General features: G+C 51.2%; 15 protein-coding genes. 2 read left to right on the top strand and 13 right to left on the bottom strand.

Annotated features, from left to right (window positions below):
- Nucleotides 1-88: 88 nt before the first annotated feature.
- On the bottom strand, nucleotides 89-994 hold the full coding sequence (locus ACT3T6_RS12005) for a LysR substrate-binding domain-containing protein (RefSeq protein ID WP_193054150.1): 906 nt from the start codon (nucleotides 992-994) through the stop codon (nucleotides 89-91).
- A gap of 2 nt (nucleotides 995-996) precedes the next feature.
- Between ACT3T6_RS12005 and ACT3T6_RS12000 the strand changes: the two genes are divergently transcribed.
- Nucleotides 997-1,818 (top strand): FMN-dependent NADH-azoreductase, encoded by an 822-nt coding sequence (locus tag ACT3T6_RS12000; RefSeq protein ID WP_412767872.1) that lies wholly within the window; start codon nucleotides 997-999, stop codon nucleotides 1,816-1,818.
- Nucleotides 1,819-1,871: 53 nt separating this feature from the next.
- On the opposite strand, the gene ACT3T6_RS11995 is transcribed toward ACT3T6_RS12000, so the two are convergent.
- From ACT3T6_RS11995 to ACT3T6_RS11945, 11 genes are all read right to left on the bottom strand, one after another.
- Nucleotides 1,872-2,192: a DUF1330 domain-containing protein gene (locus ACT3T6_RS11995; protein ID WP_193054149.1), complete on the bottom strand. Its 321-nt coding sequence runs from the start codon at nucleotides 2,190-2,192 to the stop codon at nucleotides 1,872-1,874.
- A gap of 431 nt (nucleotides 2,193-2,623) precedes the next feature.
- On the bottom strand, nucleotides 2,624-4,576 hold the full coding sequence (locus ACT3T6_RS11990) for a M48 family metallopeptidase (RefSeq protein WP_193054148.1): 1,953 nt from the start codon (nucleotides 4,574-4,576) through the stop codon (nucleotides 2,624-2,626).
- A 31-nt stretch (nucleotides 4,577-4,607) separates the two neighbouring features.
- Nucleotides 4,608-5,201, bottom strand: a complete 594-nt coding sequence (locus ACT3T6_RS11985; RefSeq protein ID WP_172116468.1) for a LemA family protein — start codon at nucleotides 5,199-5,201, stop codon at nucleotides 4,608-4,610.
- Between the two features lie 362 nt (nucleotides 5,202-5,563).
- On the bottom strand, nucleotides 5,564-6,874 hold the full coding sequence (locus ACT3T6_RS11980; protein ID WP_193054147.1) for a DUF945 family protein: 1,311 nt from the start codon (nucleotides 6,872-6,874) through the stop codon (nucleotides 5,564-5,566).
- A gap of 174 nt (nucleotides 6,875-7,048) precedes the next feature.
- A complete protein-coding gene (locus ACT3T6_RS11975; RefSeq protein WP_193054146.1) occupies nucleotides 7,049-7,771 on the bottom strand; it encodes a ZIP family metal transporter in 723 nt (240 codons plus the stop codon).
- 179 nt (nucleotides 7,772-7,950) lie between these two features.
- Nucleotides 7,951-8,469, bottom strand: a complete 519-nt coding sequence (locus tag ACT3T6_RS11970; RefSeq protein ID WP_193054145.1) for an MgtC/SapB family protein — start codon at nucleotides 8,467-8,469, stop codon at nucleotides 7,951-7,953.
- A 50-nt stretch (nucleotides 8,470-8,519) separates the two neighbouring features.
- Nucleotides 8,520-9,005: a VOC family protein gene (locus tag ACT3T6_RS11965; protein WP_193054144.1), complete on the bottom strand. Its 486-nt coding sequence runs from the start codon at nucleotides 9,003-9,005 to the stop codon at nucleotides 8,520-8,522.
- 104 nt (nucleotides 9,006-9,109) lie between these two features.
- A complete protein-coding gene (locus ACT3T6_RS11960) occupies nucleotides 9,110-9,349 on the bottom strand; it encodes a hypothetical protein (protein ID WP_193054143.1) in 240 nt (79 codons plus the stop codon).
- 13 nt (nucleotides 9,350-9,362) lie between these two features.
- On the bottom strand, nucleotides 9,363-10,682 hold the full coding sequence (locus ACT3T6_RS11955; protein WP_193054142.1) for a S8 family serine peptidase: 1,320 nt from the start codon (nucleotides 10,680-10,682) through the stop codon (nucleotides 9,363-9,365).
- On the bottom strand, nucleotides 10,675-11,088 hold the full coding sequence (locus tag ACT3T6_RS11950) for a DUF2784 domain-containing protein (protein ID WP_193054141.1): 414 nt from the start codon (nucleotides 11,086-11,088) through the stop codon (nucleotides 10,675-10,677). The genes ACT3T6_RS11955 and ACT3T6_RS11950 overlap by 8 nt, the downstream gene beginning before the upstream one ends.
- A gap of 63 nt (nucleotides 11,089-11,151) precedes the next feature.
- The gene (locus ACT3T6_RS11945) at nucleotides 11,152-11,574 is read right to left on the bottom strand and encodes a GFA family protein (RefSeq protein ID WP_193054140.1); all 423 of its coding nucleotides are present in this window, start codon (nucleotides 11,572-11,574) and stop codon (nucleotides 11,152-11,154) included.
- 616 nt (nucleotides 11,575-12,190) lie between these two features.
- Here ACT3T6_RS11945 and ACT3T6_RS11940 point away from each other — a divergent pair.
- A complete protein-coding gene (locus tag ACT3T6_RS11940) occupies nucleotides 12,191-13,624 on the top strand; it encodes a YfcC family protein (RefSeq protein ID WP_193054139.1) in 1,434 nt (477 codons plus the stop codon).
- A 57-nt stretch (nucleotides 13,625-13,681) separates the two neighbouring features.
- On the opposite strand, the gene ACT3T6_RS11935 is transcribed toward ACT3T6_RS11940, so the two are convergent.
- Nucleotides 13,682-14,584, bottom strand: a complete 903-nt coding sequence (locus ACT3T6_RS11935; RefSeq protein ID WP_193054138.1) for a LysR family transcriptional regulator — start codon at nucleotides 14,582-14,584, stop codon at nucleotides 13,682-13,684.
- Nucleotides 14,585-14,891: the final 307 nt, after the last annotated feature.

Genomic DNA, 14,891 nt, shown 5'->3' with positions numbered 1-14,891 from the left:
CTATTTGAGCCAAATCAGACTCCGCCATGAAACTCACAGACGGCGAAGCATCAGGTCACGCAAGATAACGGTATAAAATACGATACTATCAAGCCGAAGGCGTTGATAGCCTGCCAGGCACTGCCATCACCCAGTCGCGAAGCGCCAACATCGCTGGATCGTTGCGGCGGTTTTCCGGGTAGGCCAAAAAGAAGGCTCGGTCTTCAAGTTCAGGGCCAAAAGGGTGTACCAGGCGCCCTTCGGCCAGCTCATCTTCAATCAGTTGACGGCTCATCAGCATGACACCCTGCCCTCCCACAGCCGCTGAAATAGCGTGGCTTTCGTCAGAAAAAGCCAGCCCGGCGCCGACATTCAACCCTGGAATCTGGGCGGTTTTCTGGTAACCCGGCCAATCCATGGGCGATATAATTACTCCCTGGGGTCGAAAGTGAATCAACGGATACTTCGATAGATCCTCCCCTGCATGCTGAACAAGCTGTGGGCTACACGCCGGAATCAACGTGGTATCAAACAGCTTCTCGGCTACTAACCCTGGCCAGCGTCCATCGCCATGCCGAATGGCAAGGTCGGCGGTTACCCCATCTAACGCAACGGGCTCGTGGGACGCATGGATTCGCAGGTCAATGTTTGGGTGAGATTCGCGCAGTATGCAAACCCAGGGCAACAACCAACGCACGGCCACCACCGGTGTGGTTGTCAGCGTAATGCCCCTGCGCTCGGGCATGGTACTCAAGCGCTCAATGGTGTTGCTGATATTGTCGAATGAAGATTCCAGCACCTGCTGCAGCTCGCGGCCTTGCGGCGTCAATTCCAGTTGCCTGGGCCTGCGTACAAACAGCGCAATGCCCAGAGCCTCTTCAAGCCCGCGAACCTGATGGCTAATGGCGGTGGCGGTAACTGAAAGTTCCAGCGCCGCCTGTTTAGCACTTTCATGGCGAGCAGCCGCTTCAAAAGCGCGAAGTGCCGAAAGCGAGGGTAATCGTCGAGAATTCATGAATGAGTTTTACTCATCTATACCTGCAAGAAAAGATCGTTTGTTACGGCTCACAAGCCAAGTCTAAGCTACGTCTGTTGTTAATCATAGATGAGTTCATCTCAGAACAGGAGACTATCATGCCACATATCCTACATATAGACGCCAGCGCCCGCCCGGGTATTGCAGGAACAGACAATCATGGCTCTCACAGCCGTCACCTTACCGATCAGTTTGCCAAACAATGGCAATTACGCCGCCCGCAAGACATGATCACCTATCGAGATATAGGCCAACACCCGCCATCCTTTCTTAACCACGACTGGATCGCGTCGGCTTTCACGCCTGGAGAACAGCGGGCACCCTGGATGAGGGGTGCATTAGCAGAAAGCGACCAGCTGGTTGATGAATTAATCGCCGCAGATGTCGTAGTGATCGGCACGCCGTTCTATAACTTCGGCATGCCTGCCGCCCTAAAAGCATGGGTCGATCAGGTAGTGCGCCCTGGTCGAACGGTGGATATCGATGAGAGTAACCCGACTGATCCTTACGTTCCAAAGCTTGCTGACCGGCCAAGGCATGCGGTTGTTCTTACCGCCAGAGGCGGGATAGGCTTTGATATCGGTGGAAAGATGGCGCACATCAACCACCTGGAGCCCAATTTAGCCACTGCACTGAAGTTTATTGGCATCACTCAAATTCACTATATCGCCATTGAAGGACAGGAAGTGGGCGGGGAGGTATTGGCGAAGTCAGTTGCTGACGCAATAAGTAAAGTCGAACGGCTCGTTGATGAGTTGCAGGTGATGACATGGCGAGACACACAAATATCTGAACCGGCTTAAAAGCAGGAAGCAGCTTCTTACTATCAAGGTCGGCGCGTTAGGTGCGGGTATCGCTAACCCAGGATATCCGCACCTTTATGCCCCTCTGGCACGCCCTGAACCAACAGCACATCGCCCTCGGTATGCCGGGTACGAAATGGGCGAATCGCCTTATAAGCATCAGAGTCATACCACCCTTGAGCTTGTTCCATAGTAGGAAACTCAATGACGACCATATCGCCAGCCCACGAGCCCTCAAGTGGCGTGTATGGCCCCCCATGCACGAGGTATTTACCTGAAAAAGGAGCGAGCGTTGCGTCGATACGCTCTAAATATTGTTTAACCTCAGGATCGAATCGAGTTTCTCGAATGAGAGCAACAGCGTAGGCAGGCATCATCCCCCCCTTGATTAGACGAAATAATTTTCTAAACAACGAAAGCCTAGAGCAAACACTTTAAATAACGAACCCACTTATCACTATATCAATTTAACTGACAATAACTTTCCAGAAATTTAATTTTGATTAAACCAATGACGCTGCACTGGTTAGAGGCCACCATTCAGTGTTTCGCAAATAAAGTCCCTTTTTGCTACTGTATACGCTTCTCTATCCAACCTATATTTCGCCGCCCAACGCCTATCGATCAGAGAGGCGTTATATTCCATGGAAGTTGAAAAGAGGCAGCAGCCGAGCCCGTTCCTCTTCAAACAGAGTTGGCCAATCAGTACTGTATGAGCAGAGCACTATCTTCTCGTTAGTCGCTCGGTTCAAGGACTCTGCCTCATTCATACTATGGATACTCTCCGCCTTGAGAATGGCGACGCTCAATCACTCTCTATCAACAGCGGCGGCATGGGGCATTCCAGCATATCGGCGATGACGCGAAACAGCTCGGCCTCTGCGGGCTTTATTTGCCCGCTATGCTCAATACAGCGGGCCATGGCCTGCAGAACAGCAGGCTTCTGTTGCGGTCGTAAACGACGCAAGCGGCTGACTACGGGGCCCAGCGTTTTGATATTAGGGGCCTCTCTTTTTACGTTTAGTGCAAACGGCAGTTCTTTTTCAGCGGCATCTAGCGCAGCGCTTACCTTTTCGGGGTCACTCTGCCCTGCCCAGGCCAGCACGTTGAGCAGCCGCTGGCACTCTTGCTGTAAATCGCTCAGCTTACGAACAGCAGAGCCACTACCTTTCTTGCCCAGGCCCAGGTGATGAACCAGCCAGTGATACAGCGTCCACTCAAACAGGCTGACCTGACTATCCGCATTGATCAGTTCTACCATGCAGTATCGAAAATGCGTGGCCTGATCCACTGACAGGTTTTTTAACGCTGGCAACGCCAATTCCATCAACGGCAGGCGAAGCTGGTCTCTAAGCATTAACACGTCGCCAGCATGATTCATGACTTCACGATACACATCCGGCAAGGCTGTCTGCTGAAGTGATGCCAGTTGCTGCTTACGCACCTCGATATTCTGGCTCAGCAGCAGTGCGTACATTAATGCGCGTACTGCGTAAGGATCGTGGGCGGCATCGACGAGCCGCGTAGGCAATGCATTGAGCATGGTACGTGCCTGGGCCAAATGGCGTGGGCCGGGTTGCCCCATTGAGGCAATCGCCATGCGGGCCGAGGTGCCGTTCATGGTTGCTGCGCTGGAGTAAGCGTGGGCGGAGGGGGTGTCTGCAAAGCCAACCGTTGACTCACCTCCCGCTTTTTCCACGTCACCGTCAAAAGGCGCACTGAGCGGCGCGTTAAATTCACCGTTCCAGCTTGGCATAACGCGTTTGATGCGCTGGCGTATCGGCGGGTGGGTCGCCAATAAGCGAGTGAAGCCAAGCTTCATGCCCTGGCCGAAAAACAGGTGGCTATATTCGCTCGCTTGGGAGGCTTCTATTCTGGCCCCCTGCGTAAGGGAGCCAATCTTGATTAACGCTTGGCCGATGCCATTGGGGTTACGCGTATATTGAACAGCGGAGGCGTCGGCCAGGTATTCTCGCTGGCGGCTCACTGCCGCCTTGATCCAGTTGCCAAAAAACGTGCCCGCATAGCCAATGACGGCCAGGGCAACACCCAGGGCAAGTACGACGACAGCGCCTTTGCCATTTGAATTGTTGCGCCGCACAGCTCGACCACGCGTCGCCGTACTGCGCAGCAGAATATAGCCTAAAAGACCGATCAAAAGCACACCGTGAAGTACGCTGATCAAACGCATATTCAAGCGCATATCGCCATGCAGAATGTGGCTAAATTCATGGGCAACCACGCCTTGTAGCTCCTCGCGGTTGAGGTGATCGATCGCCCCTTGGGTGATCCCGATCACTGCATCGCTGGTATCATACCCGGCGGCGAAAGCGTTAATACCCGCTTCCTGAAGCAGGTAAACCGGTGGAACCGGCGTGCCCGAGGCAATTGCCATTTCTTCCACCACGTTGAGAATACGGCGCTCGTTAGCGTTTTCGGTGCTGGGGCTGATTTCTCGTCCGCCCAGCGCCTCGGCCACTACTTTACCGCCGCCGCGACGCAGCTGAGAGCGCTTGAAAAGCCCGCCGAGCCCCACTAACGCCACCACGCCAAGCGCAACCACGGCTACCAGTTCTGGGGATAGCGCAGCCAACAGGTTATTCGCTGTCACGCTGCCTCGGTCATCTCTCATGAAATGCACGACGATTGCGATCACGACAGTGGTGACCGCTATCAGGGCGATTACCGCCGCTATCAATAAAACAACCAGCTGCCCGGTTTTACGCCGGGCGTTGTCCTGAGCCGTAAAGAAATCCATGCACACCTATCCTTGTGGGTTCAAGAACGCTTCAAAACGATATTTTAGGCGCTGACTGAATCTGGGCGCTGTCCTCGAATTCCAGGAAGGAGGCGTCCTCGCCATGCCCCAACAGGCCAGCTACGGCCACCGGAGGGAAGCTCTGGCGGTAAGTGTTGTATTGCATGACAGCGTCGTTGAACGCCTGGCGGGCAAAAGCGACCTTGTTTTCGGTACTGGTAAGCTCTTCAGAGAGCTGCTGCATGTTTTCAGAGGCCTTGAGGTCCGGGTAAGCTTCCATCACCACATTAAGCCGCCCCATCGCTTGGCTTAGCGCACCTTCTGCCCCGCCCAATTCGGCCATCGCTTTGGCGCTCCCTGGGTTGGCAGCCGCCGCTTTGAGCCCCGCCGCTGCTGAATTGCGCGCTTCAATCACCGACTGAAGCGTTTCGCGTTCGTGGCTGAGATACCCTTTGGCGGTTTCGACCAGGTTAGGTATCAAGTCGTGACGGCGCTTTAGCTGCACTTCAATTTGAGCAAAGGCGTTTTGAAAACGGTTTCGCAGTGAGACAAGTCGGTTGTACACACCGATAAGGTAGAACGCGATAACCGCTATTATCGCTACGATAATGATAGTTAAAACCATAATTGATCCTTCCTGTGGTTAATAAAAAACTATTACGCATCACGACCTGACGGCTTTACTTGGCGAGTTTAGGCAAAAACTCTATATCCATGTGATATTTCTGGGGATCATTCTGCTCGATAAAGACAGCAATCGTATTCGTATTGATATAAGGCGAGGGATCAAACCAGATATTCTGGCTTTTAAACACATGTACTTGCATGGTAGCGGGATTCAACCACTGCGTTATCACCTGATAAGGATGTTTTCCATTGACCGAAAGTTTCAATACGGTACAAATTTGTTTAGTGCAGTGACCTTAATACCTTTGATTTAACACTACGCCACTCCATATGGCGTAGTGCTTATGATACAAGCCTTGCTTACATCACTTCTTCACCATTAACCGTCAGGACGCCGTCTTGCCAGGTCAACGTCTGCTCTTCAAAGTCCGGATCGATTAACAGAGCATAAGGCATGGGAATGAGTGAAAGTACCATCTGGGGAGGTGTCGTTACGCCAATATCCAGGCTCAAGCGGTTTTGGAGGTACTCTTGCGCCTCCGGTGTGCTCATCCTATCTTGCGATGCCTGAAGCTGCTCGGGTAACGGCAAACGGTTATCCCATAAAGCGCTGTATAGCGCCTCCTTGGAAAGTTCTTCACCATCAAAGCGGATATCCGCCGTAATGCGGGGATTAAAATCGATACCCAGCATGGGCAGGGTGACGTGCGCTTCCAGCGGCTGGAACGCCATTGAGGGACTCGCAATCAGGACATCATAGCCTCGTTCGATAGACTGAATCAGTAGTTCACGCTCTTCCTGCTCATCGCCGCGTACACCGGTCTCTTCATACTCTGCACGCATGCTTTCCAGCGGTGCATAGGCTTCCTGAAGCGCCTGAAATGCTGACATATCCCAGTTCTTGGCATCGATATCAAGTGACAGGCTGCCCATTGAGGTGCCGTCGGCGCCGATATCGGCTATCTTAAAACGGCCGCCTGAATTGACGATTTGGCTATCACCTACGGATTCAGACTCGGCCTCAAGCTCAATGCCATCTATATAAACATTGACGCCCTCCGCCAAAAACTCAATTTTGGGTATTTCCAGACGTTGATGTATCAGGCTCGACGCTTCCTGGGAGCTATTTTCAAAGCGTGGCGAGACGATCCGAAACGAGTCGTTCTCGTCATTGACAACAATTTCACGTGCCTGGCCGTCTACCTTCCAAACGTCTTCATCTTCAAGATCAAGATCCACTACCAGGTCGTGCAGAGTGCCGTCAAACTCAACGCCGCTTAACGAACCGGCCGTCAACTGCCCCGTGACGGCGCTGCGAGTAGCGACCAAATCAACGTCGATATCCCCGCTTAGAAACTGCTCGTTGGGATGAATCGTGCCGGTAATCGGGCTATTAATAATGCCGTGATCCACCAGCAGATTTACCTGGGCATTGGCATTTTCAACACCTTCCATACCGATCGTTGCCGTCGCCGTTGTATTGAACAACGATTTATCAATCGTTACGTCGCTTGCATACCAGGAAACAGAATCATCCAACTGCGCAAAGGTTTGGGCTAGCGCTTTTTCCACCTCATTACCCACCACCGCTTGGGCGCCTATATATCCCCCTGCCCCGAGCACTACAACACCAGCAGCGGTCAAAATTAACGTCTTGGAAGTTGCGGGCATATCACTATCCTTAATAAAAATGATTATTAATTATCCTGTATTTAAGAATAAAAACCCACTGTTAATTCAGTTCATGGCTAGCTATTAAAGAAAGAAAAAGCGAGGCGAAGACTCTTATTCTTCGCCATTAAACCGCATAGTCATATACATTGCGCTGCTTGCGGTTATTTGCCATCAGGAAGCAAGAAGTACCATGTTACCCATCAACCCAAGCAGAAACCCAGCGACAGCACCGATTGCCGGCATTCCATGTTGTTCGAGCTTGGACCCGGGGGCAATATCCTGAAAAACAAGGTACAAAATACCTGCACTCGCAAATAGCATTAGCGCTCCCATTAACACATCGTACTGTGCCAATACGTAATAGCCGGTTGCTGCTGAGATGGGCCCCACTAATGCCAAACCGCTAAATGCCAGTATGATTTTATTGGAAGATAGTTGAGTATTATTATTGCTCAGTTCTTCGTAAGCGTTAAAACCCTCAGGCAGATTTTGTAAAATCATTAATAGTGCAAGCAGCAACCCTGTGCCTTCGCCTGCTGCAAAGGCAGCACCCAAGGCAATCGCTTCAGGGATAAAATCAGATAACATTGCCACCATTTGGCCTACCGAGCTATTGAGTTTTTTTAAGTAGGCATCAAGGAAGTAAAAACATACCCCACCAGCAGCAAAACACAAGGCGGCCGGTACAAGCGGTAACTTACTAGCACCTTCAGGTACCAATACCAGAGCGACCGCTGACATCAGCGCTCCACCACCAAAAGCAATAATAAAATGTCGCCAGGAATCCCCTAAAAGGGAGGGATGAACCAGGTCAAACTTAGCTAATAATGCCCCGATGGGCATTGCGGCACCTGCCATTAATGATAAAAGAAGGATAGTGATAATTTCAGCCATAAAATGTCAGATTAGCCTCTTTTCAACCATCGTTGCTTCACCGGTTTGTCCGGTATTTCTCGCTGCCTCCCAAGCGTTTCAGAGGACCGAGCCGTGTCTTTTTCGTCCCTTGCGTTTGTTCAGCTTATGAAGGTCCATAAGGCCATGAATGCCGCAAATTAACGGGGTGCGTCTCACGCTTATTTGTTACCAGAATCATCTTCTTTCGATCCTGAAGCCACAGGCCTTTTCTTGGTTATTGCGCGTGAGAAGAAAGGCACCACATACAGCACTGTCCAGGCCAGCACGGTACACAAAACGGCCGTTTGCTCACGCCCAAGTCCAACGGCGACACCTATAGCCGCTGTAAACCAAATACCAGCCGCCGTGGTAAGCCCGGTAGCAAATAGATCATTCTTACGGGTGATAATACTTCCAGCGCATAAAAAACCAATGCCGCTAATAACACCTTGAATGACCCGGCTCATCTCTGCATCTGAAATGCCTGCATGCTGCGGAATTAATATAAATAACGCCGCCCCCATGCACACAAGCATGTGGGTACGTATTCCAGCTGGCTTACCGCTCTGTTCACGCTCAAGCCCCAAGAGACCACCGAGAAAAGCAGCCATTAGCAATCGAGTCACTACAATAATAAATTCACTTAGGTCATTAAAATCAGAAAATTCAGAAATAACAATATTACTCACTGACTCCATTGCCTCAGCCCTGTCGTTAAAGCGCGATGAGTGAACATCTTTTATCTAATTCAACCGTTACGTGCTGCCTCAATGGTGGCAATATCGATTTTTTTCATCTGCATCATCGCTGCAAACGCGCGCTTAGCAGCGGCAGGGTCCGCGGCAGTGATCGCTTCAATCAGCGCCACAGGCGTTACCTGCCAAGACACGCCCCATTTATCTTTACACCAACCACACGCGCTTTCTTGCCCGCCATTACCCACTATCGCGTTCCAATAGCGGTCCGTTTCGGCCTGATCATTGGTTGAGACCTGAAAGGAAAACGCTTCGCTATGCGTAACCCCAGACCCACCGTTAAGCCCCAGGCAAGGAATGCCCAGCACGGTAAACTCAACGGTCAACACATCCCCTTCCTTACCGGATGGAAAGTCTCCCGGCGCGCGGTGAACGGCACTAACAAACGAATCAGGAAAGGTATCTGCATAAAAGCGTGCGGCTTCTTCTGCACGACCATCGAACCAAAGACAAACCGTATTCTTTGCTGGTGTTGCCATGACACTTCTCCAATGAAAACGAAACAGCCAATGATGGGTATGACACTTTAATGCGGCGCACCCACTCTCCTTTAACAGCTCCTCCCAAGATGATTGCTGAGGAATCACCAAGTCTTATCAGCACCTGGCGGGCCTATATCGAGCTGCATATCAGGGGCAATATCCACCACTCCGTTGACCTTTTTAAGCCGCTCAACGGTAACGTCATCTGCCGCCCCGGTGATGCACCCAATCTCCTCAAACACCTCTCTGATGGTGAGCCCTTCGTCACTAAGGCGCGAGGCTATGTCATTGATCGATTGATCTTCAGAAATAGTGATTATCCAAAGCGCTATTGTCGGCATCGATCATCCTCATCTAAGGTGCCCGTAACAATCCGGCCCCAACACGGGAACCAGAGAATGGTAAAGGCTTTGCAGAATCCAACAGCCGTTGCCAGAGTTTCATACCGCGCAGCGAGGCATCTGACTCAGCCCAAAGAGCGGCGCAGCCTGCAACGTGGGGCGTCGCCATACTGGTTCCGCTAATCGTTTTATGGTGTACCGGCCGGGGCCAGGACGAAAAAATGTCGCCGCCCGGCGCGGCAATTTCGATTTTGCCTGCGTTAGAAAAGCTCGAAGGCTTTAAGTTGGCGTCAATAGATGCAACCGACATGATAGTAGATGAGTTGGCAGGCGCTCCCGTATGGGCAGAAGAGTTTCCTGCGGCAGCAATAATCAGGCACCCTTTACGCAGAGCCGCAGCACCCGCGTGGGTGTAGGCAGCTTGCACAGGACTTTGACTGCCCAGCGACATCGAAATGACGTCACATCGATTGGCGATCGCCCAATTCATTCCCGCAAGTACTCCCGCCCCCGTACTGCTACCCGAGTTGGTGAGCACCTTTCCAACGAGCACCTGTGAATCGGATGCGATACCGTAGCGAGGAGCATTTTCGAAAGGCATCCTGGGGCCGCAGGCCGTGCCGATACAGTGTGTTCCGTGACCATTGATATCTTGAACCGGCTCTCCTACGAATGAGCGGGTAATAAACTCCCTACCTACAAAGTCAGGATGGCCAAGGTCCATCCCGGTATCCAGCACGGCTACTTTAATCCCAGCCCCACTCCACCGGCTTTGCAACACATTGCATTGAATCAATCCCCAGGTCGTTTCTGGCTTGCCTGGCTCAGGCTTGTCTTGGGCTTCATCCAGATCAACATCAGCGCCAAGATCGCGAGCAATCGTACTCGCGGCCCGCAAAAAGCCTCGCAGATACTCTGAATTTTCGGAAAAGGCAAAATACTCTGGCTCAATAATTTCTATTGGGCTATCGGCTGAAATAGGGTCTTTGAGACTCATCCCATGCAGCTGTAAAGCGTCACTACCAACAAGCGCAACCCCAAGCTCTGGGAACACCACAACCTCCGCATCACCGACGTCTTCCAAACTGACGGCTTGGTCAGCAAAGTCACGCGCGTCGGCCACTCGAAACATCTGAGCTTTGAGAGACTTAATGCCCTCTTCCATTCGCCCTTCACGATAACTGATAAGAAAACGCCCGGTTTCAAGACAATTAACGCCTCGCTCAAGAGCAGCCACAAGCAGCTGTTCAGCACCGCACGAAATTGTGGCTAATGAGTCACTCTTGCCAGAGGGATTGCTTTCGCTTCCGTTGCTTTTAGATTTATTAGCCATCATCGCTTCCTTTCTGTTGGTTTGGCCGCGCTAAAAACCAGCTGCATAACACCAAGCTACCAAAAACCGTATAAAGCAGCACAAACACCCACTCCGGCGCCGTGTAGTAAAGCAGGCTTTGCAACCAGTACTGAATGAAGGATCCCGTATAGGTTGCTGTGCCGGCCTCTTCTCTCAAGGCCATTTCCCACGTAGTAAGCGGGCAAACCGCGCCCAACCAGGACTGCACCACTACATACCCAATAGCGGACAAATGCAAAATACGAAATCTCTTATTTCGCACCCATCGCCACCTTAAAAAATAACCGGCATAAATAGCCAGCAACCCGAAGACGACAAAGACAACAAACAGCACATGAACGACTAATATCGTATCCGCCATGAGCAGAAGTAGTGAAGGGGCCATATCTCTCCCAAGTGAAGCATAGGCAGAGGAGGTAGCCAGTGTTTGCAGTGGCCACGAAACCTCTTAATTGCCAGTATGCTGAGCAAAAACCTCCTCGCCGGTTAAGTCTCTGGTGGCTTGAGAAAACGAGTAAAACGCTGGTTTTTGCTCAATAAATATCTGCTCCTCAAGCTGCCACTGGCCGTTATCCTCCAGAAGCCCCACAGGGATAGCATAGTGCCCGCCCTCTTTTAACCGATAAAACAGATGCGTCCCACACTGCTTGCAGAAACCGCGTTCGGCCCACTCTGAGGAGCTGAAGATAGCAATATGCTCAGCCCCCTGGAAATCCACCTCGTTTTGGGACTCAACCGCAAACAGCGGCCCTCCACCCCACTTTCTACAAAGGCTGCAGTGGCAAACCGCCACATGATGACTGTCTAAATGAGTTAAAAGCTGCACTTCACCGCAGAGACAGCTACCCCGATGCTCAATGTTGGATTGCATATGATCCTCCGTTAGATACGTAACACCGTCTATTCATGCTTAATAGAGCGAACCCTAAACCCCACCTTTTCTATATAGACAGTAGCAGGTTCTATATAGACAGTAGCAGGCCGCTTGGCTATGCGCTGTTAACGCGTAAAATTGCGCGATATGGCCCGCAGACCTGTTATCTACAGCGACATAAAACATCGTTGAGCGGGCATTTTGAATCGACCGTTTAGCGGCTTTATTGGGTTGCTCGGATGCTTCCTTCTGACTGCCAAGCGTGCTTGCCTAAAATAGAAAACACATTTGATAAATGCACAATTGTTAGCCATGGGCTTCCTTGGTAGGTTGATTTAAAACAACATAAAGGTGGCCCTTTCACCACCTGCGAACCAGGCGCTATGGACCTTCTACCTAACCTATTTCGTGGAAGTACACAAAACGTCACCACCCGATGCTACGCCTCACACTAAACCGCTTCGGCCTACCTACCCCCTCGGCCATGCACACGGTTTAAAAAATACGACAGTGATAACTACCCGTATCGCTTGTCGTTGAGCGTTTGAGTCGCACATACTGCCTAGAGTAGCGCCACCAATAAAACGATAACCCTCTGACCGCGAAGACGAATATGACAACGAAGCTGAGTAAAGGCGCGCCAGAAAAGGCACAAACAATGAAGAAAAAACGCCCTATGCCGGATGTGTTCATCATCCTGTTTAGCTTTATGGTACTGGTACTGCTCGCCTCTTATATAATCCCCGCAGGAAGCTACGAAAGAACCAACAACAATGGCCTGACGCAGGTCGCCACCGATAGCTTTCAGTACATTACTGCAGCGCCCCTGAACGTAATGGACCTGTTTACCGCTATTCAAAAAGGCCTGGTGGCGGCGGCTCCACTGATCTTCTTAATCATGATGGTCGGCGGCGTGCTCAAGGTGATTGAGTCAACAGGCGCCATCAGCGCAGGTATTCACCAACTCATTAGCAAGGCCAATGGCCGTCGAAATGTTCTTATTTTTATCTTTTGCGCTACGTTCTCAACGCTTGCATCGGTTGGGGTAGGTGCCAACTTGGCCATTGCCTTTATTCCTATCGGACTGTTTCTTGCCCGCTCAATGAAGCTTGACCCCGTTGTAGGCGTGGCCATTATCTTTTTAGGCTCCTACGCAGGCTTCGGTGCAGGCGTTTTTGACCCGACCGTTACCGTTGCCGGGCAAACCATTGCCGAGCTACCGCTGTTTTCCGGATTTATATACCGTGGCGTTATCTTTATTGTCTTTTTGACCGTTACCACGGTGTACATCTGCCGCTATGCCAAACGTATCAAGCAGAACCCGGCCCATAGCGTGATGGGAGCAGACGCCTTTGATAACACCGAAGCCACACATGAGCCTGGCGCTCTGCCGCCCTTTACCTTTTCTCATAAGTTAGTGCTGCTGATATTTGCCGCTTCCTTTGTGTTTTTCCTGTACGGCGGTTTTAACTTCGGATGGGGAATCACCGAACTCTCTGCCACGTTTTTAATGGTGGGGATCGCCACGGCACTGATCGGCAGAATGTCTCCCAACGATTTTGTAAAACGCCTGATGAATGGCGCAAGCGAAGTCATGTACGGTGCATTGGTGGTGGGTGTCGCCGCCGCTGTCATCGTGTTGCTTAGACAAGCACAGCTCATCGACACCCTCGTACATAGCGTCGCAAGCTCTTTAGATGGTCATGGCAAGATTGTCGCCATGGAGCTTTTATACGTGTTTAACCTGGTATTTAACGGATTGATTACTTCGGGTACCGGCCAGGCCGCTATCGTGATGCCAATTATGGTTCCCATTGGCGATATGCTGGAAGTCACCCGCCAGTCGACCTTCATCACCTTCAAGCTGGGCGATGCCGTTACCAATATTATTACTCCGCTTTCTGGCACCTTGATGGCGTGCCTGGCGATCGCCCGCGTTTCTTACGTGGAGTGGTTCAAATTCGTGCTACCACTGGTATTGATTTGGATTGTCATCGGCGGCGCGTTTGTCGGGGTTGCCGTTGCGATTAACTACGGTCCGTTTTAAGCAGGTTCGCTTCCAAGCCACCCATAATGGGTGGCTTGGCATCTAACGGGTATGCGCTCAACAGACAACGGCCGTCAGCTTCTCTTCCAGAACAACTAAAAACGCCTCGATATGAGCAGGCAGATAGCGTTCAGCCATCACCTGTACCTGAAGGCTTCGCTGAGAAAGCTGGGGCTCGTGTAGCGGCTTTAAAACCAGCCCATCCTTATGCATTTTACCGCTTACCGCCACGGCACTACACAACCCGATCATATTGGGATGCTCGCTGACCATGGTATAGGTCGCGCCAAGTGAATCGCAGGAGAAGCTTGGGAATACCTTAATACCGGACAAGCTACAGGCGACATCAAACAGATAGCGCATTGTCGAGCCATTAAGCGACATGGTAAGCGGGTAGTCGCATAAATCCTTTACATACAAAACGTCATTAACTGCCAACGGGTGCTCACTCGACATAAGGGCACTAATCGCGGCGTTATGGCTTGAAACCACCTTTACGCCAATATCCGGCGAGAGGCTAAAGGTTAAGGCGATATCAGCACTGCCTTCTTTTACCAATTCAGAAGCACGCGCTGAATCGGCCATCTGCAGATCAAACCGAATATCAGGATGCTGAGTAATAAAGCGCGAAATAACACTGGGAAGAAAGTGCCACGCCATGCCATCAGGGCAAGCCACCACAATGGTTTGGCGTTGGCGTGTCATTGCATCCTGCATCTCATCGATAACGCTATTAACTTCTAACTGGTTACGCAGTGCATAGGCGTTCAGCAGTTTGCCTGCTTCGGTTAACTGCATACCCCGCGGCTGGCGGTTGAACAGCTTGATATCCAGGCGCTGCTCAAGATTGGTGATTTGGCGGCTAACCGCTGAAACAGCGACGTGCAGCTCTTCAGCGGCAGCGGACAACGAGCCCGTTTTCGCAACGCTTTGAAAGTAGCGCAAGTGGAGATCCTGCATAACGGCCTCATTGATGACCTGCCTGTTAGGCTTTGTACGAAAACTGCTTACGCTCGCCCATACGGCGTTAAAAACCAGCTCGTGCGCGAGTCCGATCAAAATACTCATTTACACATGTAAACTCGTGCGCGAGCCCGGTCCGTTTTTTACTGATTTTTGCCTTGTCTGGCCTTCGCTCAGCGACTTTTCGTACAAACCCTGGCAGGGTGAAAGCACTATCGGTAGCGGTTCAAACATCTACCGGTGATTTCTAATAGTTAGAAAGGTAGTTTGAAATCTTAATGATTGCTGCAAACAAGAGCAAGGG

This window comes from Halomonas sp. 72, from assembly GCF_052379785.1.
GTDB lineage: Bacteria > Pseudomonadota > Gammaproteobacteria > Pseudomonadales > Halomonadaceae > Vreelandella > Vreelandella citrativorans.
This window is presented reverse-complemented; position numbering and strand designations above follow the sequence as displayed.